The 25135-nt window shown below is 69.2% G+C and carries 20 protein-coding genes and 2 pseudogenes; 10 read left to right on the top strand and 12 right to left on the bottom strand.

Annotated features, from left to right (window positions below):
* Positions 1 to 482: 482 nt before the first annotated feature.
* Positions 483 to 2543, bottom strand: coding sequence for an ATP-binding protein (locus ABD366_RS42395; RefSeq protein ID WP_324768800.1), 2061 nt, complete (start codon positions 2541 to 2543; stop codon positions 483 to 485).
* A 628-nt stretch (positions 2544 to 3171) separates the two neighbouring features.
* Between ABD366_RS42395 and ABD366_RS42390 the strand changes: the two genes are divergently transcribed.
* Positions 3172 to 4002, top strand: coding sequence for a hypothetical protein (locus ABD366_RS42390; protein WP_324768801.1), 831 nt, complete (start codon positions 3172 to 3174; stop codon positions 4000 to 4002).
* A gap of 399 nt (positions 4003 to 4401) precedes the next feature.
* On the opposite strand, the gene ABD366_RS42385 is transcribed toward ABD366_RS42390, so the two are convergent.
* Complete coding sequence (locus tag ABD366_RS42385; RefSeq protein WP_324768802.1) at positions 4402 to 6477, bottom strand: glycoside hydrolase family 36 protein; 2076 nt, start codon at positions 6475 to 6477, stop codon at positions 4402 to 4404.
* Positions 6478 to 6906: 429 nt separating this feature from the next.
* On the opposite strand from ABD366_RS42385, the gene ABD366_RS42380 reads away from it, so the two are divergent.
* From ABD366_RS42380 to ABD366_RS42355, 6 genes are all read left to right on the top strand, one after another.
* Positions 6907 to 7695 (top strand): GntR family transcriptional regulator, encoded by a 789-nt coding sequence (locus ABD366_RS42380; RefSeq protein ID WP_324768803.1) that lies wholly within the window; start codon positions 6907 to 6909, stop codon positions 7693 to 7695.
* 198 nt (positions 7696 to 7893) lie between these two features.
* Positions 7894 to 9189 (top strand): D-tagatose-bisphosphate aldolase, class II, non-catalytic subunit, encoded by a 1296-nt coding sequence (locus tag ABD366_RS42375; RefSeq protein ID WP_324768804.1) that lies wholly within the window; start codon positions 7894 to 7896, stop codon positions 9187 to 9189.
* Positions 9186 to 10349 (top strand): SIS domain-containing protein, encoded by a 1164-nt coding sequence (locus tag ABD366_RS42370; RefSeq protein ID WP_324768805.1) that lies wholly within the window; start codon positions 9186 to 9188, stop codon positions 10347 to 10349. Before ABD366_RS42375 ends, ABD366_RS42370 begins: the two co-directional genes overlap by 4 nt.
* Before the next feature lie 49 nt (positions 10350 to 10398).
* A complete protein-coding gene (locus ABD366_RS42365) occupies positions 10399 to 11391 on the top strand; it encodes an N-acetylglucosamine kinase (RefSeq protein WP_324768806.1) in 993 nt (330 codons plus the stop codon).
* Positions 11388 to 12338, top strand: a complete 951-nt coding sequence (locus ABD366_RS42360) for a DMT family transporter (protein ID WP_324768807.1) — start codon at positions 11388 to 11390, stop codon at positions 12336 to 12338. Before ABD366_RS42365 ends, ABD366_RS42360 begins: the two co-directional genes overlap by 4 nt.
* Positions 12339 to 12433: 95 nt before the next feature.
* Positions 12434 to 13285, top strand: a complete 852-nt coding sequence (locus ABD366_RS42355) for a class II fructose-bisphosphate aldolase (protein WP_344443578.1) — start codon at positions 12434 to 12436, stop codon at positions 13283 to 13285.
* 410 nt (positions 13286 to 13695) lie between these two features.
* On the opposite strand, the gene ABD366_RS42350 is transcribed toward ABD366_RS42355, so the two are convergent.
* From ABD366_RS42350 to ABD366_RS42325, 6 genes and pseudogenes are all read right to left on the bottom strand, one after another.
* Positions 13696 to 15345 (bottom strand): type 2 periplasmic-binding domain-containing protein, encoded by a 1650-nt coding sequence (locus tag ABD366_RS42350; RefSeq protein WP_324770233.1) that lies wholly within the window; start codon positions 15343 to 15345, stop codon positions 13696 to 13698.
* A 46-nt stretch (positions 15346 to 15391) separates the two neighbouring features.
* Positions 15392 to 16278: pseudogene (locus ABD366_RS42345) on the bottom strand (carbohydrate ABC transporter permease).
* On the bottom strand, positions 16275 to 16967 hold the full coding sequence (locus tag ABD366_RS42340) for an ABC transporter permease subunit (protein WP_324770234.1): 693 nt from the start codon (positions 16965 to 16967) through the stop codon (positions 16275 to 16277). Before ABD366_RS42340 ends, ABD366_RS42345 begins: the two are co-directional and overlap by 4 nt.
* A gap of 106 nt (positions 16968 to 17073) precedes the next feature.
* Positions 17074 to 17832, bottom strand: a complete 759-nt coding sequence (locus ABD366_RS42335; RefSeq protein ID WP_324770235.1) for a hypothetical protein — start codon at positions 17830 to 17832, stop codon at positions 17074 to 17076.
* A 217-nt stretch (positions 17833 to 18049) separates the two neighbouring features.
* Positions 18050 to 18301, bottom strand: coding sequence for a hypothetical protein (locus ABD366_RS42330; RefSeq protein ID WP_324770236.1), 252 nt, complete (start codon positions 18299 to 18301; stop codon positions 18050 to 18052).
* 180 nt (positions 18302 to 18481) lie between these two features.
* The gene (locus ABD366_RS42325; protein WP_324770237.1) at positions 18482 to 18706 is read right to left on the bottom strand and encodes a TOBE domain-containing protein; all 225 of its coding nucleotides are present in this window, start codon (positions 18704 to 18706) and stop codon (positions 18482 to 18484) included.
* Between ABD366_RS42325 and ABD366_RS42320 the strand changes: the two are divergent.
* Positions 18706 to 18861: pseudogene (locus ABD366_RS42320) on the top strand (SDR family oxidoreductase); the annotation flags it as partial. The gene ABD366_RS42325 and the pseudogene ABD366_RS42320 sit on opposite strands and share 1 nt — an antisense overlap.
* Before the next feature lie 192 nt (positions 18862 to 19053).
* Positions 19054 to 19470 (top strand): nuclear transport factor 2 family protein, encoded by a 417-nt coding sequence (locus tag ABD366_RS42315; RefSeq protein WP_324770238.1) that lies wholly within the window; start codon positions 19054 to 19056, stop codon positions 19468 to 19470.
* A 474-nt stretch (positions 19471 to 19944) separates the two neighbouring features.
* On the opposite strand, the gene ABD366_RS42310 is transcribed toward ABD366_RS42315, so the two are convergent.
* On the bottom strand, positions 19945 to 21126 hold the full coding sequence (locus tag ABD366_RS42310; protein WP_324770239.1) for an FCD domain-containing protein: 1182 nt from the start codon (positions 21124 to 21126) through the stop codon (positions 19945 to 19947).
* Between the two features lie 189 nt (positions 21127 to 21315).
* On the opposite strand from ABD366_RS42310, the gene ABD366_RS42305 reads away from it, so the two are divergent.
* Positions 21316 to 22077: an SDR family oxidoreductase gene (locus tag ABD366_RS42305; RefSeq protein ID WP_324770240.1), complete on the top strand. Its 762-nt coding sequence runs from the start codon at positions 21316 to 21318 to the stop codon at positions 22075 to 22077.
* 658 nt (positions 22078 to 22735) lie between these two features.
* Here ABD366_RS42305 and ABD366_RS42300 read toward each other — a convergent pair.
* Genes ABD366_RS42300 through ABD366_RS42290 form a run of 3 tightly spaced genes read right to left on the bottom strand, consistent with a single transcriptional unit; the run spans position 22736 to position 25081 of the window.
* Positions 22736 to 23707, bottom strand: a complete 972-nt coding sequence (locus ABD366_RS42300; protein WP_324770241.1) for an ABC transporter permease subunit — start codon at positions 23705 to 23707, stop codon at positions 22736 to 22738.
* Positions 23704 to 24639, bottom strand: a complete 936-nt coding sequence (locus ABD366_RS42295) for an ABC transporter ATP-binding protein (RefSeq protein ID WP_324770311.1) — start codon at positions 24637 to 24639, stop codon at positions 23704 to 23706. The genes ABD366_RS42300 and ABD366_RS42295 overlap by 4 nt, the downstream gene beginning before the upstream one ends.
* Positions 24640 to 24643: 4 nt before the next feature.
* Entirely contained in the window at positions 24644 to 25081 is a 438-nt protein-coding gene (locus ABD366_RS42290; protein WP_324770242.1) for a GntR family transcriptional regulator, read from the bottom strand.
* Between the last annotated feature and the right edge of the window lie 54 nt (positions 25082 to 25135).

The raw sequence follows: 25135 nt of genomic DNA, 5'->3' as shown, positions 1-25135 counted from the left end.
CTGCTGCGACGAACAGCTCCCGTGGTCCTTCCTCACCCACACCAGACTGACAATCCATCCAGAAACACCACAGAACTAACGAGAACCTCAGTAGGCGACGTTTCTCGGATTTCCGTACGCGGGTGGGGAGTTGGGGTCACTCCGGTGGTACGGGCCGTGGGGCTCCGACGAACGCGGAGTGGGAACAGTTGGAGTCGTTCCCGCCTCGCGGAGGGGCCGTCCGGCTCCCAGTTGGCCGCGTTGCCCGATGAGGTGAACCAGATGGCTGTCCGACGCCGGGAAAGGGCCGCGAGCGCCACCTGAGTTTTGTACCGCGTCGTCTGTGAGGCTCCGAAGCAGTGAGGGGCGCCTGCCTTGGCGACCGAGAACCTGCGCCCTGGACACGACGTTTCGGCAAACCACCGCGATCTGCAACGAGCGCGCCCGAAAGGGCGCACTGCAGAGGAGCCCTCTTGTCCGATGCGGAGTGGGTTCGGCTGGAATCACGCCTGCTGCAATGCTGAGGTGATGCCTTCGTCGATGCTGCTCTCCAGGCCCTTGCGGAAGGCTGCCTCGTACCTCGTGTCGCCGATGGCCTGCTGGGTGCGGTGCTCGCATGCCTGGCGGATGGCGATGAGTCCTGGTGAGTCCATGTGCGTGCTGCCGAGGGTCCGCCAGACGTGCTGGCCCAGCCCGAGCAGCCATGCCGCGTGCTCCCCGTCGCCGTCGGCGACGACCGCCGAGGCCAGGGCGTCCAGGACCACGGCGGTGCCTGTGCTGTTGTGGAGCAGCCAATGCCCCTCCATCGCCATGCGGGCGTGCTCCGCCGCCAAGTGCGGCTTCCCGTGCGCGAGGTCCACCAGGGCACGCAGATAGTCGGCGTAGGCACACACCCAGCGCTCGCCGTATCGCCGGCAGTCCGCGCGCAGCTCGTCGGCCACGACCCGGGCACGGTCGAACTCCCTCATGTGGAGGTGGGTGTACAAGCGGCTCAGGCGGACCTGGAGCGGGGCGATCCTGTACCGGACGTCCCGTACGGGCCCCTGCGGAGCGGCGTCGAGCACCTTGGCCGCGCGCGTGAGCTCTCCGCGCATCGCCAGGCTCATCCCGAGGACGGCTGCGGCTGCGACGGCCGCGTCGGGGTCCTCGTAGCCCGGGCGCGCGGCAGCGTCAGCACAGGCCTCGCCCCAACGGCTGCCGGCCTGCAGGTCTCCCCGGGCGAAAGCGATGGAGCCGCGGGCGAAGAGCGCCCAGGTACGCTCCGGGCCGGGCCGCGGGTCCGGGGTCAGCACCAGATCCAGATACCGCTGCCCGTCCCGGGGGAACCCGCAGTGACGCCAGAGGAACCCGAGGCACCCGGCCATGTCCAGGGCAGTACCGTCCGGCTCGGTCAGGCAGAAGTCCATGGCGACCCGCATGTTGGCGTGCTCGGTGGTGGCGCGGTCGCACCACAGGACCTGGTCGGGACCGGCCCACTCGGCACAGCCTCGGCGGGCCAGCCGGTGGTAGTAGTCCCGGTGCCGTCGGCGCAGCAGGGTCTCCTCGCCCAGACCGTGCAGCCAGTGGGCGCCGAACTCCCGGACACTGTCCAGCATCCGGTACCGCTCCCCGCCCCCGGTCGGCTGCCAGATCAGGAGCGAGTCATCGACCAGCGCGCCGAGCAGTTGCGGCAGTTGATTGTCGGGAAGCCGTTCGTCGGCGCAGACCTGTCCGGCGGCCTCGGCGTCGAAGTTTCCGGCGAACACCGACAGCCGCGCCCACAGCAGCCGTTGGGCCGGGGTGCACAGCTGGTGGCTCCAGCCGATCGCGGTGCGCAGCGCCTGATGCCAGGGCGGCTCGGCATCGTCCACGACCCTGTCGGTCGTGCCCAGCACGGCGAAGCGGTCCTCCAGCCGTGCGGTCAGTTCCTGTACAGGGAGTTCGCGAAGGCGGGCGGCGGCCAGTTCGATGGCCAGGGGGAGGCCGTCCAGGCGGCGGCACAACCGGACCAGGTCGGCCCGGTTGGCGTCGGTGACAGTAAAGTCGCGCACCGCCTCGGCGGCCCGCTCGGCCAGCAAGGTCACCGCGTCCGCTTCGCCCTGCGGATCGTCCTCGATCTCGGGTACCGCCAGCGGCTGGACGGTGAACACCTGCTCGTCGCAGACGTTCAGGGCACGGCGGCTGGTGGCCAGGATCCGCAGCTGTGGAGCGGCCCGCAGCAGTGCATCGGCGGTCGTCGCGCAGGCCTCGGTCAGGTGCTCGCAGGTGTCCAGGACGAGAAGGAGTTCCCGCTCGGCGAGGAAGTCGGCGAGGACTTCGAGCATGGGCCGGGTGGTCTGGTCGGCCAGCGGCAGCGCCTCAGCAATGACGTGGGCCAGCACCGTCCCCTGGCGGAGCGGCGAAAGGTCCACCAGCCACGCCCCGTCCCGGAACCGGTGCTGTAGTACGTCTGCGGCCTCCAGCGCCAGCCGGGTCTTGCCCACTCCGCCGACTCCGGTCAGCGTCACCAGCCGGGTCGCCGCCCGCCCGTACCGCCGCTGAATCTCCGCCAGCTCCGCACGGCGGCCCACCAACCTGGTCTTCACCGCCGGCAGGTTGCCCACCCGTCGGCTGTCATCGGCCCCGGCCACGATCGTCCTCCCGCTTTGTGCGCACCCGTTTGTGCGCACCCGCACAGGCAGCGGCCCAGCCTGCCGCCTCCTACCGGACCGCGCGACCGTTGGAAAGAAACCGACCGACAATGACGGCAGCGGACCGCGGCCGTTCAGGGGATGGCGGCCGATGCCCCGTCTCGCACGGTCTATCGGCCGCACGCCGAGGATGCCCCGGTGTGTCCACCAACAGCCGGACATCTGCTCGCCGCTTGACGACGACCTCACTCAGAACGAGCCGCGCCCTACGTCGATCACCTGATCAACTGCGCTGTGTGCGGCAGACCACCGGGCCGGCGCGCGGTCGGGCAGGGCCTGCACCGTGCCTACCGCGCGGCCCGCAAGTCCGGCTGCGCTCTGCTCTGCTTCGACCCAGGGCTGTCGGGCGGTCCCGCCGGGGGAGTAGCGTCGTGGGCAGTCCGTGAATATGCCTCGCCGTCAGCGCGGCGGGCGACTGTGCCGACGCACTCTCGGGCCCGTGGGAGACCGACGGGCCGGAGCGGACGACGGGTGAGCGAGCCACGCGCGAAGGACCGCGACGACACAGGGAGGGAGACGAACGGTGAGGCTGCTGGCGAGTGCGACCTTCGACGCACACACCGAAGGCGGGGTCGGCAGTGGGCTCGCCGCGTGGTTCGGAGCCGCCCTGGACGGTCCGCTACGCGATCTCACGGCGGAGGACCGGCAAGGGATCGGTGCCTCGTACGCCGGGACCCAGGCCGACGAAAGCTCGTCCCGCCAGGACTTCTCGCCGGTCTCCGCGCGGTGGCCCGCGATGCGCGCGGAACTGCTGAGAGCCCCCGAGACCGCGCATGTGCGTTTCCACCGGGAGCGCTCCTACAAGCCGGTGGCCCAAGTGCACAGCTCCAGCATCATCGTGCGACGGCCGAACGCGGAGGCGTCGCTCCTGTTCGACGAGACGGAGGCCGCGCCGGACGATCCCGCCTCCTGTGCGCGTGCGGTCGGGTTCCTGGTCGCCGCACTGGACGGAGTGGGGCCCGCCTTCGCACGGCTGGGTGCGGACGACGAGCCGCGCATCGAGCACACGGGGCTGGATCTCGTACTCGGTCGCAAGGTCAGGCGGTCGGTCGTTGAGGCGCGGACCTTTCTGCGTGGGTACTCCTGGACCACCGTCTGCCCGGCCGAACTCATCGATCGGCTGGGCGGGGCCGCGGGGCTTCGGGCATCCGGGGCGTTTCACTCGGTCGTGCCCCTGACTGCGGGCGGCGTGGTCCTCCAGGCGACCGCCAGCATCGCGGAGTTCTCGGATGAGACCCTGCGTCAGGTGTTCGAGGCACTGCGCCCGGTACTGCCGCCGGGGACGCCGAGGCCCGACCCGGCCCACCCTGAACTGCGGTTCATCGCTGAGGACGCGGGCGGGACGGGATCATGAGGCGGCCAATGCTGCGCTCCATCGCCCGAGGACAGTGGCCACGGTGGCTGGGCACTTTCACGCCCGTGGGGGGTTGGATCCCCATGCGCGACGAGCGCGACGTCAGCCCCGGACGAGTGCACGGACGGCACTGAGCGATCCGGCTTCGTCGGGCGAGCGTTTCAGCGGTGTTGTCCTGTGTGTGACTCGCCGTTGGAATCGGGTGCCGCGCCGAGGGATCTCCTGGAAGCCGTGCCCCACGAGGTCGAGAGCGGTGCGCCGGTCCGTCTGGCATGCGGGACTCCACGTCACAGGTGGGGAGGCGGGGGCCCGGCAAGCCTGTGGCACGCCACGCGCATGATCAAAGAGCGTTGCCCCGGCCACCCGGCCCCCCGGCCACCCGGCCCCCCGCCCGGCTGATCAGCCGATGGGCTCGGCCACGATGAGCTGGAACCGCTCGAAGGACAGCTGCACGGTGTTGTGCTGAGCAGTGGCAGTTCCGAGTGACTTGCCGGTGAACGGGTCGGTCAGGCGGTACCGCGTGCGGCCCAGACCGCGCAGCTCGACCGTCCCGTCCCATTGGTCGGCGTAGAAGGCGTAGTGGAGGGTCCGCTTCTTGGCCACGACATGTGCTTCGGGCTTGTCGAAGCCGATGTCGTACAGCTCACCGCGGTACTCGCCGGTGGGCAGCATGTTCTTCTCGTACAGGGACACCCACTTGCGCCAGAGGACCTCCTTCTCCGGGGTGAGGTCGGTCGCCTTGTCCGGGGCTCCGGTTCCGGGGAGGGTGAACTTGGTCGACAGGACGGCTCCGACCCCGTAGGAGGACGCGAAGTCGTTCCCGCCGTCGCTCAGTTCGACGTGGTCGCCGGCGTAGCTGCTGCCCGCGCCCATCAGCGCCTTCATCGACTTGCCCTTGCTGCGGACCTGGTAGGAGGACTCCGGGTCGGAGCTGGGGTACTGGTCGACGTAGGGCAGGTTGTGGAAGGCGAAGGCGGTGCCGCAGGGGCAGAGTTCGACGAGGGCGTCGGGGTTCGCCGCGTGCGCGGCTTCGTGGATCGCCTTCCAGAACCGGGCCACGCTCTCGGTGGATTCCTCGGGGCGGGCGTGCCGGTGCTTCGGGTTGTAGCAGGGCGCGACGCTGTTGAGGTGCTGGCCGTCGATCTTGAGCCCCTCGTAGCCCCAGTCGCCGATGAACCTTTTCGCCTGCTCGACGAAGTAGTCCACGGTCGGCTGGTAGGCCGGGCAGAGGGTGTAGGCGTCCCACCAGGTGACGTCCTGCTTGTTGCCGTCGCGGTCAAGGAGCAGCATGTCGGGCCGGTCCCGGAACAGGTTGCTGTCGGGGTCCGCCGCCAGCGGGGCCCACCACAGGCGCGGTCGCAGGCCGGCGTCCCGTATCTGCTTGGTGAAGGCCCGCATGTCCGCTTCGCCGCGCGGGAACTTCGCCGTGTTGATGTCCCAGTCGCCCTCGTTCGTCTGCCAGCCGTCGTCGAGCGCGACCCAGCGCAGGCCGACCTCGTGCGCCTTCGGCAGCGTTCCGGTGACCTGCTCGATGGTGAAGTCGCGCTCGTAGCCCCAGGCACACCAGATGGGTTCGAAGGCCGAGGCGGGGACCTCGGGGGCGCGCTGGCCGATGTCACTCATGTAGTCGCGGTAGCGCTGGAGCGGCACGAAGTGGTCGCCCGGGAGGGCGGTCAGGAATGTGGTGCCGGTGCTGAGCCGACGGCCCGGCTTCAGGGTGCGGGCGGTGTCGTCCTGGATGGCGATGCTCGCTCCGGCGGCCGTCTTGCGGACCGGCATGCGCAAGATCGTCGCCACGGGCTCGACGTGTCCGACGGAGAGGCCCGCACCCCGGCGCCAAACGGTCGCCAGCGGGGTGCCGCCGCCGTAGTCGGAGGAGTCCATCCCCAGCGAGTTCTCCTGGACGTAGCCGTCCTTCACCGGCATCACCCAGTCGCGGCGGTCCGTGTACGTGGTGCCGGAGAAGGTGTAGAAGCCGCCGGGGGTCTCCAGGAGTTCGTGGGCTCCGTTGCGCCACCCGGTGACCTTCAGCGCAGTGGCGGACCTGTTGGTGTAGGTCACCTTCATCACGATCATGCCGGCCAGACGCTCGAAGGAGGTCAGTTCGACCGCCTTGTGCAGGCCTTCCTTGGACGTGCCCTCGATCGTCACCCGGACGCCCGCGCCGTGGCGGGGGTGCCGGGTGCTGCGGGTCCGGTGTCCGCGGTAGGCGAACGCTTCGATGGCCTTATCGCCCACCAGCAGGGCTTCGCCGGCGTCGAAGCGGGTGAGGTCGACGCCCTTCAGCGCCACCCGGCTGCGCAGTTGGTCGTCGAACTCCAGGGTGATGGAGGTGTCGCCGACTCCGACGAGGTCAGGACCCGAGTTCGGTGCGGCGGCCGCGGGTGAGGCGCCCATGGCCACGGCGGGGAGGGCGGCCAGGCCGGCACCCCCCAGCGCCACCTTCAGTACGCTTCGCCGGTTCATGTCCGTCATGTCGAACTCTCTTTCGGTCGTGCGTGCCCGACTGGGGCAGCCGCCTTTTGTCCGTCGTTGTGGATCGTCGGAGTCGAGCCGCCTGCTCGCGACGAAGCGACCGTCCGTAAGGCTGGTCGATGCCTGGTCTGCCACCGGTTTTCGCAGGGGGTCGGGTGGGGTCGGGGGACGGCGTGTCGTCCGAACGGGCACCCCGGTGCGAGGTCGCCTCCGGCGGCAGTGCGAGGCCATCCCCGGTGAGCTCCGACAATGCTGCCTCGATCACCGGAGGGCGTCCGGGGCGCGGCGAAACGAAAGGTCGCTCACGGGCGACTTCTTCATCACCGGGTGGCCTGCTTCGAGAACGTAAGTGGTATTCGAGTGGCATGTCAACGGGTGGGCCGCCTGGACGAGGGTTCGCTCGGGCGATCGGATTGGTATGTTTCTGGTATGACGGATGCGAAAACGCCGATGCCCAGAGGTCTGTTCGGGGACGACGTCCTCCCGTTGTACGAGCGCACAGCCACGCAGTTGCTCGACGACCTGCGCGCCGCTGCCGCCCGCCCCGGTGACCGGCTGCCCTCCGAGCGGGCTCTGGTCGAGCGGTACGCCGTGTCGCGCGTGACGCTGAGAGCGGCCCTCGCGCAATTGGAGTCGCGGGGCATCGTGCGGCCGTCGTCGTCGCGCGGGTGGTTCGTCGCCGAGCTCGGTCTGCTCCCCGAGGCGACGATGGCGTCCGCCTCGGCGGCCCCGCAGGTCCAGGGGTTCGCCGACTATGCCCAGGCCAACGGCTTGACGACGGCCGGCAAGGTGCTCTCCGCCACCGTCCGCCCGGCCACGGTGTCCGAGGCCGAGCAGCTCCGGATCGCTCCGGGCGCCGACCTCTTCGACCTCCACCGACTGCGCTTCCTCGACGGTCTGCTGGTCGTGCTCGAGCACAACCGGCTCCCCTTGGCGGCTTGCCCGGCCCTGGCCGAGACGGACTTCAACACGGCCTCGCTCTACGCCACCCTGCGCGCCGCCGACCCGCCGCAGCTGCCCCGCGTCGCCGACTATTCGGTCGAGGCCCGCCACCCGACGCCACGGGAGACCGAGCTGTTCGAGATCGGCGAGACCATGCCGATGCTCGTCGCGACCCAGCTGACGTCCAATCAGGAATCCCGCCCGATCGAACTGACCGTCCAGGTCTACCGGGGGGACCGCTACCGGTTCCGGGCCTCCATCACCAACCAGACCTAAACGGTCACCAATCGGACTGCAAGGATCGCCAACCGGACTTGGACGATCGCCGCGGATCTGTCGGCTCGGCTGAGTAATACCAGTTGCATACCAGAACAAGACTATTGACGACCCTAAGTAAGACCAGTACTGTCCGAAATGAGCCGCAGGCCATGACGGCACATTGGCTTGAGATGCACGTTGAGTAAGGGGTTGGCAATGCAGAGCCCATTGAGCGAGGTGGTCCGGCGTCAGAAGGCCGGGCAGCCGCAGGGCATCACCTCGGTGTGTTCGGCTCATCCGCTGGTCATCGAGGCAGCCGTGGTGCAAGCACGGGAGACCGGCGGTCATGTACTGGTGGAGGCGACCTCGAACCAGGTCGACCAGTACGGCGGTTACACGGGCATGCGGCCCGCGGACTTCCGCGACCTCGTGTACGGCATCGCCGCCGAAAGTGGTCTGCCACTGGACCGAGTGATTCTCGGCGGCGACCACCTCGGACCGAACCGGTGGCAGTCCCTGACGCCCGACGAGGCGATGGAGCGGGCCGACGCCCTGGTCGCCGCCTACGTGGCGGCGGACTTCACCAAGATCCACCTGGACTGCAGCTTCGCGTGCGCCGGTGACCCCCTGCCGCTGACGGACGACGTGGTCGCCGAACGCGCCGCGCGGCTGATCCGGGTGGCCGAGGAGACGGCCGGCCCCGAGCAGGCCGAGCGGATCCGGTACGTGATCGGTACCGAGGTACCCACACCCGGCGGCGCGCACGAGACGCTCGACGCGCTCGTCCCGACCACGCCCGAGGCCGCGCGCACCACTCTGGAGCAGCACCGCAAGGCGTTCGCCCAGCACGGCATCGACGAGGTCTGGCCGCGCGTCATGGCCCTCGTGGTCCAGCCGGCCGTCGAGTTCGACCATGTGCAGGTCGTCGAGTACCGGCGCGAGCTGACCGAGGAGCTGCGCCAGGTCCTCGACGACGAGCCCACCATGGTCTACGAGGCCCACTCGACCGACTACCAGACCGCCGAGGCGCTCACCGCGCTGGTCGAGGACCACTGGGCGGTCCTCAAGGTGGGCCCTGGGCTGACCTTCGCCCTGCGCGAGGCGCTGTTCGCCCTCGCGGCGATCGAGGATGAACTGGTGCCGGCCGCCGAGCGGTCACGCCTTGCCGAGGTCGTCGAGGAGCGGATGCTCGCCGAGCCCGCCAAATGGGAGGGCTACTACCCGGGAGGCGCCGCCGAGCAGCGCCTCGCACGCCGCTACAGCTACAGCGACCGGATGCGTTACTACTGGCCCGACCCCGAGATCGAAAAGGCCCAGGCCCGGCTGCTGGACAACCTCTCGGCCGTGGACATCCCCCTGCCGCTGCTCAGCGCACATCTTCCGCTCCAGTACGCCCGCGTCCGCCACGGCGAGCTCGCCGCCCGGCCGCGCGACCTGGCCGTGGACCACGTCCGCGACGTCCTGCGCGACTACGACCGCGCCTCCCACCCGAACCAGAAGGAGCACGTGTGACCACGCCCTCCGGCACCCTGTCCTTGGACGACGGCGCTGCCCACACCGTCCGCGAGATCGCCCAACAGCCCGCGCTGTGGCGCGAGGTCGACAAGATCGTCGCGGCCTCCCGGGAATCGCTCGACGCCTTCCTGCGTCCGCTCGTCGCCCGCGGCGACCTGCGCGTGGTGCTCACCGGCGCCGGCACCTCCGCCTTCGCCGGCCAGGTGCTCCAGCCCGCCCTGGCCCGGCGCCTGGGACGGCGTGTCGACGCGGTACCGACCACGGACCTCGTCGCCGACCCCCGCGGCTCTCTCGCCGAGGACGTTCCCACGCTGCTGGTCTCCTTCGCGCGGTCGGGTGACAGCCCGGAGTCCGTAGCCGCCACCGCCCTGGCCGACCAGGTCCTCTCCGAGGTGCACCACCTCGTGATCACCTGCAACGAGCAGGGCCGCCTGGCGCGCGAACACGCGGAGCTGCCGAAGTCCCACGTGCTGCTGATGCCGCCCGGGTCCAACGACCGCGGCTTCGCCATGACATCGAGCTTCACGTGCATGACGCTCGCGGCACTGCTCGCCCTGGGCGGCAGCGTCTACGACGGCGTCGCCGAACGCCTGGCCCGGGCAGTCGAGTCGATCACCGAGAACAGCGCTGTCCACCGCACCGTCGGCGCCCTTCTGGAGCGCGCGCCCGAGCGGATCGTCTTCCTCGGCAGCGGCCCGCTGAAGGGCCTCGCCGAAGAGTCGGCGCTGAAGGTGCTCGAGCTCACCGGTGGGACGCTCATGGCCGTCGCGGAATCCTCGCTGGGATTCCGGCACGGTCCCAAGGCGGTGCTCAACGACCGTTCGGTCGCGGTGGTGTACATGTCGAACGACCCGTACACCCGCAAGTACGACCAGGACATCTATGCGGAGCTGCGCGGAAATCTGCCCGGCGGCAGCGTCGTCACGGTCTCCGCGGACTCCGGCGCGGGAACGCAGGGCACAGGCACCGACGCCTGGCCGCTGCCGGGCCTCGATGGCGTCGAGGATGTCGCCCTGGCGCTGTCCGCCGTGGTGTACGCCCAGCTCATCGCCCTGCGCGCCTCCCAGGCCCGGGGCCTGCGGCCCGACAACCCGTTCCCCTCGGGTGAGATCAACCGCGTCGTGCAGGGCGTGACCCTGCACTCCTTGCACAACTGATCGAAGGCATCAACGGCGCGGATCCAGGGCGCCGGACGGAGGTACAACGATGTTCCTAGGTGTCGACGGTGGCGGTACGAAGACCGCATTCTGCCTAGTCGACCGGGGCGGACAAGTCGTGGCGCGAGCGCAGGCGGCAAGTTCGTACTACTTCTCCCACGGCATCGAGCTCGTCGAGCATGTGCTGAAGGAAGGCGTCGACGCTGTCTGCGCGGCGGCCGGGCTGACCCCCGCCGACATCGAGTACGCCTTTTTCGGGCTGCCCGGTTACGGGGAGGCGGCCCGCGATCTGCCCGTCCTGGACGCCACCCCGCGAGCGGTGCTCGGGCACGACCGCTACGCCTGCGACAACGACATGGTCTGCGGCTGGGCGGGTTCGCTGGGCGCGGTCGACGGCATCAACGTCATCAGCGGCACCGGTTCGATGACCTACGGCGAGCGGTTGGGCCGGGGCGTGCGCATCGGTGGCTGGAGCGAGATGTTCGGCGACGAGGGATCGGCGCACTGGATCGCGGTCCGCGGCCTCAACGCCTTCTCGCGGATGGGCGACGGACGGCTCCCCGAGGGCCCCCTGGCCGAGGTCTTCCGGCGTCACCTGGATCTCGCGTCCGACCTCGACGTGATCGACGTCGTCCACAACCAGTGGCAGGGCGACCGGAGCCGGATCGCCGCACTCAGCCGCTCGGTGGCCGAGGCGGCCGCTCTGGGCGACGAGGTCGCCACGGAGATCCTCACCGACGCAGGCCGGGAACTCGCCCTGCTCGTCGAAGTCACCCGCGAACGGCTGGAGTTCGGCCCGGACGAGACCGTACCGGTCTCCTACTCCGGCGGCACCTTCGGCGCCCACACGGTTCTGGAGGCGTTCACCTCCGGACTGAAGGATCGTTCTACCAACTATGAGCTGCGACACCCTCTCTACGAGCCTGTCGTAGGCGCCGCCCTGTACGCGGCAAAACTCGCCGGAACCCCGCTCGACCAGCCCGCGCTCGACGCGCTGCGCACGGCCCCCGGGACCCCTGCCTCAGGAGAGGACGACCGATGAACAGAGGCACGAAGAGCTGGATCCTGTACGCGTCGCTGCTGGTCCTGTTCTGGGGTGTGTGGGGCGCCTTCTCCAGCGAGCCGAACAGCAGGTACGGCTACCCCAACGAGATGATCTACATCATCTGGGCCTTCACGATGCTCATTCCCGCGTACTTCGCGATGCGCGGCAACACGTTCGACCGCCGGCCGATAGCCGCGGTGTACGGACTGATCGCGGGACTGACCGGCGCCGGCGGACAACTGCTGCTGTTCCACGCGCTCGCCAACGGCCCGGCGTACCTGATCTTCCCCCTGGTCTCGCTCTCCCCGGTGGTCACCGTCCTCATGGCGATGGCGCTGCTGCGTGAGCGGATCAACCGGCTCGCCCTCGTGGGTGTCGTCGCGGCGCTGGCGGCGATCGTGCTGCTCAGCATTCCCAGCGGCAAGGACGACTCGAACTCGCACGGCCCGTGGCTGCTGATGGCCGTCCTGATCTGCGTGGCCTGGGGCGTGCAGGCGTTCTGCATGCGCAAGGCCGCGGTGGTCGGGGTCAACGACGCGACGACCTTCGGCTGGATGACCATCAGCGGACTGCTGCTGGTGCCTGTGGCGTTCGTGATGATGGGCGATTTCCCGTCCGATGCCCCGTGGCAGGCGCCCGCGCTCACCGCGGTGACGCAGGTCCTCAACGCGGTCGGCGCGCTGTTCCTGGTCATGGCGTTCAGCCGGGGCAAGGCCACGGTGGTCGCCCCCGTCACCAACGCACTGGCGCCGGTGCTGACCATCGTGCTGTCCCTGGCGGTCTACCGAACGCTCCCCAACGTATGGGGCACCCTCGGCATCGTGCTGGCCCTCGCCGGCTCGACCCTGATGGTCTACAGCGACGAGAAGAGCGGCGAGAGTTCCGTGGCCCCGGGGGCAGCGGACGACGGCGCGGACGTGAGTCCGGCCCCGCAGAAGTCCTGATCGCCCACATATCCGTACCGGCCGAACCACGTAGCGGTACGGGCCGACACCGGCCCGTACCCACCGAACCGACATGAAAGCGAGGGGACACCCTCATGCCCCTGGTTCCCACGCGCGAACTCGTCTCGAAGGCGGCCGCCGCAGGCCGGGCCGTCGCGGCGTTCAACGTGATCACGCTGGAACACGCCGAGGCGATCACCGCCGGCGCAGCAGCCGCGGGCGCCCCGGGGGTGATCCTGCAGATCAGCGAGAACGCCGTACGGTTCCACGGCGGCCGGGTCGAGCCGATCGCACGGGCAGCGGCCGAGGTCGGCAAGGCGTGCGACGTCGACGTCGCACTGCACATGGACCATGTGACGGACATGCGGCTGCTGCGCACGGCGGCCGACGCGGGGTTCTCCTCCGCGATGTTCGACGCCGGGGCGCAGCCGTACGCCGAGAACCTCGCCGCCACCCGCGCCGCGGCCCAGTGGGCCCACGGCGCGGGCCTGTGGCTGGAGGCCGAACTCGGCTATGTGGGCGGCAAACCCGACGCCCCCGCGAGTGCCCACGCGGCCGGGGTGCGCACCGACCCGCACGAGGCGGCGCGCTATGTCGCGGACACCGGCGTGGACGCCCTGGCCGTCGCCGTCGGCAGCAGCCACGCGATGACCGAACGCTCCGCGACCCTGGACCACGCGCTCATCGAACGCCTGCGGGAGGCCGTGCCCGTACCTCTGGTGCTGCACGGTTCGTCGGGCGTCGGCGACGACGATCTGCGACAAGCCGTTCAGGCGGGCATCGTGAAGGTCAACATCGGTACCGCTCTCAACGTCGCGTTCACCGGCGCGGTCCGCGAGACGCTGGCGGAGCGCCCCGACCTGACCGACCCCCGCCCCTACGTCGCCCACGGTCGGGAGACGATGGCGGAGACGGTCCGGGTCCTTCTCGGTGTGGTGAGTGGCTGAGCGGGGCCGAAGCTTTCCCCGCACCTGATGTCGCCTGGCCGATGACAGCGGACCGTGTGGTCACGAGGGCGCCGACGCCACCAGCGCGAACTGCGTCCCTTCGGCTTCCACCGCCCCCGCCACCTTCGCGCCGAAGGGATGGGTGACGTGACGCAGGACCACTCCGACGCTTCCCCGGCCCGCGCCCGTCAGAGCGCGGGCCGGGCATTGGCCACATAGTCCAGGGCGTGCGCGGCCTGCAGCCCCCGAGCCCGGGTGGTGGGAGGCACGGGGGTGGTTGCCGCTCAGTACTCGCGAGACGGTGGCCGGAGACATCTCTGTCCGCGCTGCCGCATCACGGATGGTGATCCGGCCGCTGGCCGCCATCCTCCGGTCCTCTCTGTCGCCGGTGTGCGCGTCTGTCCGCTGTCTCAGTTGTTGGCGGCGTGTTCCTTCGCGAACTCCTGGGCGATCTTGTCGCCGCCGCGCGAGCGCCACTTCTTCACCGCGGCGTCCAGGTCGGACATGGAGGAGCGGCCGGCGATCACCGCGGTGATCGCATCGTCCATCAGTGCGCGGAGTGTGGCGCCCTGCGCGACGTCGGTCCGCGAGACGAGACCGAACGATGCGTTGCGGATGGTGACCGGCACGACCTTCTGCTGCCAGGCGTGCATGGCCTGGACGGCCTCGGGCCGGCCCGGGACGAACAGCACCTGCGGGCCCTCCGCCAGGTAACGGAAGGGCAGGTTGGTGATGTTCTCCACCTCGCCCAGCCTGGTGCGCTCCGGGGGGCCGTCCTCGGCCCGGTTGAAGTGGACACCCTCGACGCCGAACTGCATGAGCTCCCACTCCTTCGTGCCGAAGGGAGCAGCCAGGTAGTCGAGGACACGCAGCAGCATCTGGATGCGGTCCTTCTTGGCCTTCTTCAGGATGGTGTAGCCGAACGAGCGGCGTGCGGCCACCTGGCCACCGGGCGTGCCGTCCACGGCATACGGCAGTGCCGGCGCCGGCGTGAGCAGTCCCTTCGAGTCCGGGTACAGCGCGGTGTACGCGCCGAAGCCGTTCTGCATGGAGGCCACGGTGCCGTTGAGGAACAGCGTGTTGAGGTCGGGCGAGGACAGCGACGTCGCGTCGGGGTGGTAGAAGCCTGCCTTGCGCAGCTGTACCTGGTAGGCGACGGACTGCCGGAACCGCTCGTCGGCATAATTGGAGTGGAAATCACCGCTCTTGTCCACGGCCCAGCCCTGCGGAGCGTTGTGCGCGGCGGAGTGGACCGCATTGCAGAAGTTCGAACCGATCGCCGCACCCAGGGCGTACTGCTTGCCGTGCGTCGCCTTCTTGGCGACAGCGGTGAAGTCGTCGGACGCCCAGCCCTCCTTCATCCCCGCGTCGGTGAACACGCTCTGGTTGAGCCACAGCGTCGAGCCCGTCAGTGGACGCTCCAGCGGGATGCCGTAGATCTGCCCGCCGACACGGCCCATGTCGCGCCAGGCGTGGGTGGGAATGCCCGCCAGATTGGGGTAGTCGAGGACCGCATCGCCCGACAGGTAGGGGGTGAGATCCTGGGCCCGCGTCTGCACGAACTGCGCCTCGCGTGGCAGCACATAGCCGGAGAACATGTTGATGATGTCCGGCAGCGCGTCGGCGTCGCCGGCCATCACGGTGGCCATCTTCTTCTGACAGTCGGCCTGTGGGATGACTGTGTACTCGATTTTGATGCCGAGGGCCTTCTCGACGGCCCTCCAGTACTGGTTCTGCGCGGCTGCCTTCGGTGGCGTGCCGAACGTGACGGACATGACCTTGATGGTGCTGCCGTCGCCCGGGGTGCGCTTGACCGAAGCAGGCAGGTCCGCCGGGTAGTGCGTGTAGCCGGCCTGGACGCCCGATTCCGTCGGGGCGAGGTCGGGCTTGGCGCCGGCGGCCGCCTTGTACACGGGCCAAGAGGCCTGCTTCTTGCCCGCGTTGGTGACGTCACCGCCGCCCGAGGAGTCGGAGCAGGCGGTGAGCAGAGGAGAGGCAGCGGCGGCGGCTCCCGCGACGGCCACGGTGCGCAGGACGGTTCTCCGCGATATCTCGGGCATGGCTGATCGACCTTTCGAGGGCGGCTCGTACGAAAGAAGATGAGGTTCAGCTCTTGATGGCGCCGGTGAGCACGCCCTTGGTGAAGTACTTCTGCAGGAAGGGATAGACGAGCAGGATCGGCACGGTGGCGATCACCAGTACGGCCATCTGCACGGTCTGCGGCGCGCTGACCGTGCCCTCACCGGTGGTGGTGTCCGTCAGCCCTTCCCCCGCCACGACGTAGGTGCGCAGCACCTGTTGAAGCGGCCAGTGGCCGCTCTCCATGTACAGGGAGGCGTAGAACCACGAGTTCCAGTACGCCACCGCGTAGAACAGGCCGACGACCGCGAGGGCCGCCTTCGACAGAGGGAGCACGATCGAGAACAGCACCCGCAGGTCGCCCGCGCCGTCGAGGCGAGCGGCCTCGTACAACTCCTCGGGAATGCCCTGGAAGAAGCCGCGCAGGACCACCAGATTGAAGACGTTGACCAGCACGGGCAGGATCAGCGAGGCGTAATTGTCCAGCAGGCCCAGCTCCTTGACGACGAGGAAGCTGGGGATCATGCCCGGCGGGAACAGGAACGTGAACAGGATCAGCAGCAGTACGGGCTTGCGGCCGTACACCTGCGGCCGGGACAACGCGTAGGCCAGGAAGACGGTGCAGGCGAGACTGAGCAGCGTGCCGACGAGGGTGACACCGATGCTCACCCCCAGGGCGTGGGTGACGATGCCGCCGTCCAGGATGTCGCGGTAGGCGCCGAGGGTGGGGTGCTCGGGCCACACACCCAGCCGCCGTTGTCGACCACATCGCGTGGTGACGCGAGCGAGGTCGCCACGATCGTCAGGAACGGGACGCACACCAGTGCCACCACGGCGACGAGGGCGATCACCTTGCCCACCTGCGTGATGGGCTTGGGCTTCTCCATCCACCCGGGACGTGTCTGCGCGCTCATCGGTAGACCCCCTGCTCCCCGAGTCGGTGCGCCACTTTGTTGGCCGCGTACACGAGTGCCGCCCCGATAAGGCCCTTGAACAGGCCGGCCGCAGCGGCGTATCCGTAGTCGCCGCCGACGATTCCCTGGTAGTAGACGAATGTGTCGATGATCTCGGCCGCCTGGGGGCCGACCGAGTCGCGCTGCAGCAGCATCTGCTCGAAGCCGACGGAGAGGATGTCCCCCAGCCGCATGATCAGCAGGAGCACGACCACCGGACGGATCGAGGGCAATGTGACGTGCCAGAAGCGGCGCCAGGGGCCCGCGCCGTCGATGGCGGCGGCCTCGTACTGCTGCTCGTCGACCTGGGAGAGCGCGGCGAGGAAGATGATGGTGCCCCAGCCGGCGTCCTTCCAGATCACCTGGGCTACGACGAGCGGTTTGAAGGCGTCCGGATTGCCGACGATGTCGACGGTGTGCAGCCCCGCGTCGGACAGGATCCCGTTCACCATTCCGGTGTCGCCCAGGACCTGCTGGAACAGGGCGACGACGATCACCCACGACACGAAGTGCGGCAGGTAGGCGACCGACTGCACGAAGCGGCGGACGGTGCCCCAGGTGAGGCTGTGCAGCAACAGCGCGAGGGCGAGCGGCACGGGGAAGTAGAAGACGAGCTGCAGTACGGCGATCACCACGTTGATGGTGGCCACCTATCGTGCTCAAAGGCCAGGTGTCGCGCTCAGTCACAACGGGGACTACGACGGAGCGCCGTGCCTGGTCCCGTTGGACCACTACGCGGAGTGGGTGGGCCTGGGGCTACCGGCCGGTGGCCCTCGGCTTCGCAGCGTCGTGGCACGTTCCCAGATCGAGCCAATCGAGCTTCAGCCGGTGCCATCCCCCCGTCGTGTAGCCACCGCTCTCCTGGTCGAAAACCGCTGCCGATATGCCGTCCCCGTCCTGACGACCGACGTAGTGGCCCTCTGTACCGTCCCCGGTCGACTGGAAGATCTGGAGTTCCGCGCGGCCGTCGTGATTCACGTCCGTGGCCCGCACCCCCGACACGAACGACCCGTACGGCATGCGGATGGTGCCGGTCCTGGCACTGCTCAAGTCGGTCGCGAGCGGTCCGTAGTGCACCTCGTGTGTGATCATGTTGTCCTCCGGTGAGTCTCCGGTGTCGTGCTGGCTGTAGAACAGGGCCAGATCGACGTACCCGTCACCGTCGAAGTCCCCGAAGGTCCCGCGCGTTTCCATGTCGTCGGACCACAAGCCTCGGAACTTCTGCCAGCGCCCGCGCGCCTTTTCGACCCGGACGGTGTCGCCGCCTTTGAAGACGACCAAGGGGTCGCCCTCACGGGTCTTGTCGTAGATCTCGTCCTGATGTCCGTCGGCGTCCACGTCGGCGCGCAGGGTGGTGTTGTTCAGCGCGCATATCTCCATCGGCGCGTGACTGCCGGGCTTGGGCCCCATGACCGACAGCTGCCAACCGACCACGCCGATCACGGCGAGGGCGGCACTCGCGATCGCGGTATACCGCCGTCGCCGTTCGCGCCGCCGCGACAGCGAGGAGGGCACGTTCCGGGACCCGGACGAAGACCCGGACCCGGACCCGGAAGGAGAGTCGTTCCCGGACTCGTACGGCCGTGGAGTCGCATCGGCGGAGGGAGTCATGGCGGCACACTAGGTCGGCGCGCGGCGGTACAGACCGAACCCGGAGATCCGTAACGGAGTTGAGGCAGAAGGGCGATCCCCCCGAAGTTTCAGAAGCTGACTCTGAAGCTTCTATAGATCGTCAAGCCGTAGGAGACGGCGCTGATGTGCCGGTGAATGCGCTGGTGAGGTGGTGGTAGACCTCGCGCGCGACAAAGCGCTTGAGGCATCGGAAGATGTCCTTCGTCTTGAGTCCTTCGAGGATGCGCCGTGCGACGTACTCGCGGGTGCGCGGGTCGTGGCGCATGCGGACCAGCACGATGGTGTGCAGCGCGCGGTTGGCCTGGCGGTCTCCATCCTTCGCACTGTGCGCTGCCGCGCCAGTCCCGGCCACTTCCGGGCGTACCGATCGCCACCGGCTCAACCGTGGTGTGCGTGATCGGCGACCGCAGGTCGCCGTCAGCGTCGGCGCCGACCAACTCCCCCTCAACGTAGACGTCTTCGGTTCAGTGCTGACCGTGCCGCCCACGGTGGGCCCGGCCGTGTACCGGCGTGCGAGCACGGTCGAGCCAGCTCACGCCGCTGGGTAGACCAGGCAATCCTCCGCACGGATCAGCAGATTGACCTCGGCGTCCTCGTGACGGACCGGACTCTCGGCGGTGACGAGGAGGTCGTCGACGGCGAGTTCGTACTCGTACCGGGCGCCGGTGTAGGAGCACTGCTTGACCTCGGCGCGCAGCACGTTGATGGCGTCGTCGGACGGGCGGTCGGCGCGGCCGGTCACGGTGATGCGATGCACGGCCCACCGCGGCCGGGCCCGCGCCACCGACTCCGCTCGGCCGCGTCGGCCACCCCGACGAGGTCGCCTCAACCGCCCTCTACCTGGCCGGCAACCACAGCACTTTCACCACCGGCGCGGAACTGCTCGTCGACGGCGGCGCCACGCAGCTCTAGGACATGACCCTGCCGACCGCAATGGGTTCGCGCCGGTCGGCCTCGGCGGCTCCGCGCGCGAAGGCGGGGCATTCATGCAGCTCGGCGGACCGCTGAGCTGCAAGCACTTCCTGTTCCAGGGCCGCAGCCCGACCCACCCACACACCCCGCACGAACGAAAAGACAAAGGACAAAGGACAAAGGACATAGACGATGACAACGGATACTCAGACCTCGCAGACCGTGGCCGAGCAGTTCGTGGAGCGCCTCGGCAAGCAGGACCCCAACGGCATCCAGGAACTGTTCGCCGAGGAGATCGACTGGTACGTCCCCGGCAGTGACGCGCTGTCCTGGACCGGGCCCCGTACCCGCCGCGAGGAGGTCGCGCCGTACTTCACGACGATGTGGCCGCACTTCGTGCCCGGCAAGAGCGAGGTCGTGCTGGAACGCCTCATCGTCGACGGAAGTGACGTGGTGCTGCTGGCGGTCTGGACGCACACCGTCGTGGCCACCGGGAAGGAGTTCACCACACCGGCGGCCATGCACCTGAAGGTCGAGGACGGCCGGATCGTCCGCCTGCACCTGTACGAGGACACGCTGACCGTCGACAAGGCGTTCAACGCCGGCTGAGTGGAGAGCGCTCGGGGCCCCGTGACTATGGGGCCCCGGCGGCCAGGACCTCGCGTTCGCCGAGTCCCGGTGTGGCCGGAGCCCACCGGATCTGCTTCCCGGAGGGGTGCAGAGCAGATACAGAGCCCGGTGCCGTGCGACAGCGCCGTATCGGCGCTGCACAACACGCCCGGCGGAGTTTCAGCGGGCTCGGGCCTGTAGGACGACGTTCGTGTTCGGTGTAACTGCCGACCACGAAGAACGGGTAGAGCGCGAGGTTCAACTGCAGACGGCAGGGCGCGATCGGACCACGTCATCTGATGAGGATTCGAGCGCCGACTGCGCGGCACGATGACACCGTAGGCAGCGCGAGTGGCTCGATCGCGTTCGCCCGACTGGAACGGCCCCTACGGCAACAGGCCTCGCTCCCATGGGCGGCGCCGCATCGAGGCGGGTCAGCCGGGCCTGTTGTGTGGCGTATCTGGTCCGTCAGGTTCAAGCGCTCTCGTGTCCGCCGCTTTCGATGCGCTCGTTCTCGATGCCGAGCCGGCGGATCGCCGCAGCCATGTGGTCGTGCAGGATCTCCTGGGCCGCCGCCGCGTCCCCGCGCTCGATTGCGTCGGCGATGGGGGCGTGCGTGGCGGGGGACATGGCGTCGTCCCGGTGCTCGTCGCCCGCGCTCATGATCGCGACCCGCATCGGGCCTTCGAGCTGTTTCCAGGTGCGCAACAGCATGGAGTTTCCCGCGAGTTCGCACAGCAGGAGGTGGAAGCCGAGGTCGGCCTCGACCTTGGCGGTCAGGTCGGCTTCCTTGTCGAAGGCGTACTGAAGCTGGTCGAGAGCTTCGCGCAGGGCCTTGGCCGACTGCTTTCGCTTCGGGGAGGCGATCAGGTGCGCCACGGCCAGGCCCTCCAACACCTCGCGGACCTGGAACAACTCCCGTACCTCGGTGGGCGTCAGCTGCGAGACGCGCAGCATCCCGCGGGCGCCGGGCGTGACCAGCCCTTCTTGTTGCAGATGGCGCAGAGCTTCGCGCACCGTGCCACGGCTGACCGACAGCCGCTCGGCGATCTCCACCTCGCCCAGGTGATCGCCGGGCCGGTACTGGCCTGTCGTGATCGCCGTGCGCAGCACCACGCGCGCGCGCCGGCCGTCCCGCACGACGTGTCCCTCCTGCCGCACCACCGAGCGTGCGGCGTCGACCGGCAGGGAGACCGCGCCCCGGGTGCCGCCAGGTGCCTCGACGGTGAGGGTGAACGTCGTCGTCGTGTGCGTCCAGTCGACCGTCAACGGCCCGGCGGGAGTGGGCAGTTGACCATGGGCCCAGGTCACGTCGCCGGGGTGGGGCCTGACCTCCCAGCCGGTGTAGCCGGGCGCCGTCGGCCGTGCGCCCAGGAGTTGGTGCGTCAGGGCCGGCAGTACGCCCGTGGACCACCCGTGCGCCATGCTCGTATAGGCGCCCTCGTAGAGGGACCCGTCGGGGCCGGTGCCTTCCCAGTGGGTGATGCCGGGGTCATGGCTGTCCATCCAGCCGTAGGTGCGCCGGATCTGGTCCAGCGCCGAGGACGCGCGTCCGCTCTGGAAGCGGGCCGGGATCCCCGCCTGCGCCGGGGAGACCAGCTCGCGCCGGGCACGAAGGTAGCTGCCGAGCCGGTTGCCGGATTCCGAATCCTTCATACCGCCACGCTAACGCGGTGCGCGCGTGAGAAGGGGGGCCCTGGCAGGACCAGAGAAGACGGGGGCTCTGCCACCGCCGGGCGCTACCGCGAACACTTGCGAAGCACTGTTCCACACGGGACGGACGACCTCATTGCCTGCGCCGCGGAACTGAACGCCGTCGACGCCCTGGACTGAAGGGGAAACCTCATGGACCTCTCCCACCGCACCGTACTCATCGTCGGCGGGACCTCGGGTATCGGGCGAGAGCTGGCTCGGCGGTTCGCCGCGGCAGGAAGCACCGTGGCCGTCGGCGGCCGTAACCCTCAGGCACTCGCGGAACTCGCCCAGGAAGGGTTCGGCACGGTCAGCATCGACGTCACCGACAACGCCTCCGTCGCAGCCGCCCGTGACGCCGTGCTCGACCGATATCCCGAGCTGGACACCGTGGTGACGATGCCGGGCGTCATGCTGCTGGAAGACCTGCGCGACCCCGCGCACTTCGAGGCGGCGGCAACCACGATCGACACCAACCTGCTCGGCACCATCCGGGTCGTCGACGCCTTCACCCCCCACCTGCTGCGGCGGGGCGCCGGCACCTTCATCACCGTCACCTCCGGCATCGCCTTCCTGCCGTTCCCGCCCATGCCCACCTACGCTGCCTCGAAGGCCGCCGTGCACGCCTACTCCGAGGCACTGCGCGCCCAGCTCGACGGCACCGGCCTCGGCGTCATCGAACTCGTCCCGCCGGCCGTGGCCACAGCAGGCCAGGAAAAAGTGAACCCGCACGCGCTGCCGCTCGACGACTTCGCCACCGAGGTCATGGACCTGCTCTCGCAGGACCCGACCTCCCGCGAAATCGTTGTGAAGGCGGCTCTCGTGCACCGGTGGGCCGAGCGCGCCGGCACTTACGACGACCTCGTCGCACAGCGTTCCCGAGCGCTGAGCATGCTCCCCGGTCGCCACAGCTGACACCCCCGCCACCAACCCCGCCGTCCGAATGCTCACCGGCGCGGAGCTCAGCGGGTCGTCCACAGCACGGCAGCGTTGAGGACCAGACCGAGCGCACCCGGCCGGCCCTATCCATCTGGGCCAGCTCGGCGACAAATCCGCCTGCGGGGTGAGGAGCACGACGGAACGTGGTCGTGGCCTGCGATCGGGACGCTTCGAGCGGTAGTGCGGCCGGGCCTGGCGTGCGTGGACGATGCGCTCGACACGCCCTTCCCCGCCGGTTGGTTGAGCACAGCAAGCGGCCCGTCGGCCGGCAGCTCGGCATGGGCCCAACATCATGTTGCACGTCTCCCGCGCCGCCACCCCAGGCCCTCCATGGTTTCCAGGCGTTGGTACGGCCTCCTGCCAGCGGTGGTGGAGGTAGGCTCCCGCGCCTGCATGAACGTCGGACAGTTGTGGGCAAGAGGACGACCGCCTGCAGCATGGCGTGGTGTGACGCAGCATCAGAACGAGACGGTCGCTTCGGCCACGGCGGACCAAGAAGCCCGCGACAGCGCGTTCAGGGGCCTGTTGGCCTCAGTGGCAGACCGTTTCGCCCGCTCCGAGACCCGGGAGACGTTCACAAGGGTGGCGAAAGAGGCGCGCTGCGGACGAGGAGGAGGGGAGCTCGTGGCGGGTCTCAGGCGAGGCGCTTACGGCCCCAGAGGAAGAGGAACACCGTGACGGCGGCCGTCAGGGCCAGCAGGATTGACGCGCCGAACCACTGCATTCCGTTCATCTGGGAGATCGGCAGGTAGTCGACCGACCAGCCCACGACATCGGCCTTCTTCAGGCACAGCTCGAGCGTCTGTTCCGTCTGCGCGTCGGCACAGGTGCCCCAGCCGAGGAGTTTCCCGTCGCCCGTGACGTACGACGCCTCGCCCATCCGGTATGCGCCCGTGGGCACTATCTGGGCCGGGTATCGGCCCATGACGCCCTTGCTCGTGGTGATCGTGACGACGTTGCCGAGCGACAACAGGAAGTGGGACCAGACGAGCTGGACGATGACGGTGAAGCCGAGGGTGACCACCATGGCCGTCAGCGTGCGGCGCAGCACCACGCCGATCGCCACTCCGCCGAAGACGGAGAAGAGGGCGAGGGCGACGGGCGCGGGTCCTGTGTTGTTGAAGGTGGCCTCGGAGATCCACTCCGTGGCCGTGACCTCGGACTTGTAGAGGTTCCACCACCAGCCGAACGCGGCCGACAGCGCGACCGTGCTCACCGTGACCACCAGTGCGGTCAGGACCAGTTTCGTGGTCAGCCAGCGACTACGGTCCACGGACTGGGTGACCACCAGCTTGGCGGTGCCCTTCTCCAGGTCGCCGGCGAACAGCGGGGCGCCGAGGAAGACACCGAGCAGGACCGGTACCAGCCGGAATCCTGTGGAGACGGGGGTGTATCCGGCGAGATGCAGCTGGGAGCGCTGGAAGACGATGCATGCCACGGCGAGTGCGGAGGCGCCGAGGACGGTCCAGAACACGGTCCGGTGCTGGCGCCACACCAGCCACGGCATGCCCTTGAGGAGATGGGGGAGTTGTCCGGTGCCCGAAGTGCCCGAAGTGCCCGTGGCCTCGGCTCCGGTCGTCGTCGAGGTGCTGGTGAGAGAGCTCATGCTGCCACCGTCCGGGTGCTGTACGCCTGGTCCCGTTCCTGGGCCTGGGCGGTGGGGGTGATCAGAGGGGACGCGTCGGGTGAGCGGAGGTAGGCGAGCAGGAGTTCTTCCAGGCTCGGGCTGTCCGTCTCCCCGAAGCCGGCGACCGGGCCCTCTGGGCGGATCAGGGCGGTGAACTGCCGTCCGCTGATCCGGGACTCGACAAGGGGGTGGTGCGCGAGGGAGGAGGGCAGGCCTTCGCCCTCCTTGATACCGGTGACCATGGTGTGCACCGACAGCAACTCGTCCACGTCACCGGCGAGGCGTACTCGGCCGCCGGACAGCACGACGAGGTAGTCGCAGACGTTCTCCATTTCGGCCAGGACGTGGGTGGACATGAGGACGGTGGTGCCGCGCTCGGCGGCCTCGCCGAGGAGGATGCCCATCAGTTCTTTACGCGCGACCGGGTCGAGGTCCGACATCGGCTCATCGAGGAGCAGCAGGTCGGGGCGCTTGCCGAGGGCGAGAGCGAGGGCGACGCGGGTGCGCTGGCCGCCGGAGAGGGTGTTGATCTTCGCGTCGAAGGGCACATCGCCCGCTCGGACGATGTCCTCGGCGGCGCGCTGGTCCCAGCTTGGGTTCAGTTCTCGCCCCAGCCGCAGGGTCTCCGCCACGGTGAACCCGCGGAACAGGGGTTTTTCCTGGGCGAGGAACGCGGTGCGCCCCGAGTCCGCCACCCCCGGTGCCGCGCCGAACAGGCTGAGCGTGCCCTGCGTCGGCTCCAGGACGTGGGCAGCGATGCTCAACAGAGTGGTCTTACCCGCCCCATTGGGACCGACCAGCCCGCAGATCCGTCCCGCCGGGAGCCGGAAGGAACAGTCCTTCAGCGCCCATCCCCGCCGGTAGCGCATCCCCAGGCCGTGCGCCTCAAGCGCCGCCGCTCCCGCGTACATACCGTTAGTCACCAGTGCTCCTCAGTGTCGTGGCCGCCGTCGCCCTACCGGTGGCGTACTGCTTCTGTAAGGCCGCCGCGACCAGCGCGGCCACGTCCTCCTGCTCCAGTCCCGCCTCGGCCGCCCGGGACACCCACGCCGCCAGCTCCCCGTACAACGGTGAGTCGGTGCCTGCCGAGGGGCGGGCCAGCGTGCGAAGTACGAACGTGCCCTTGCCGGGGCGCGGTTCGACCAACCCCTCACGCTCCAGCTCGCGGTACGCCTTGAGGGTGGTGTTCGGGTTGACCGCGCTGACCTCGGCGACGTCCTTGGCGGTCGGCAGCCGGTCACCCGGCACCAGCACACCCAGCCGCAGGGCCTGCTTGGTCTGCTGCACGATCTGCTGGAAGGCGGGGACCCCGTTCCGCCTGTCGATGCGGAACTCCATGACCATCACCACCATCTCACTACTTGATTAGTGGAATGATGATGGAGGTGAGCGCGACCGGTTGTCAAC

Source organism: Streptomyces kunmingensis, from assembly GCF_039533535.1.
Classification (GTDB): Bacteria; Actinomycetota; Actinomycetes; order Streptomycetales; family Streptomycetaceae; genus Streptomyces; species Streptomyces kunmingensis.
Note: the sequence above shows the minus strand (reverse complement) of the source record. Positions and strands in the feature narration are given on the sequence as shown.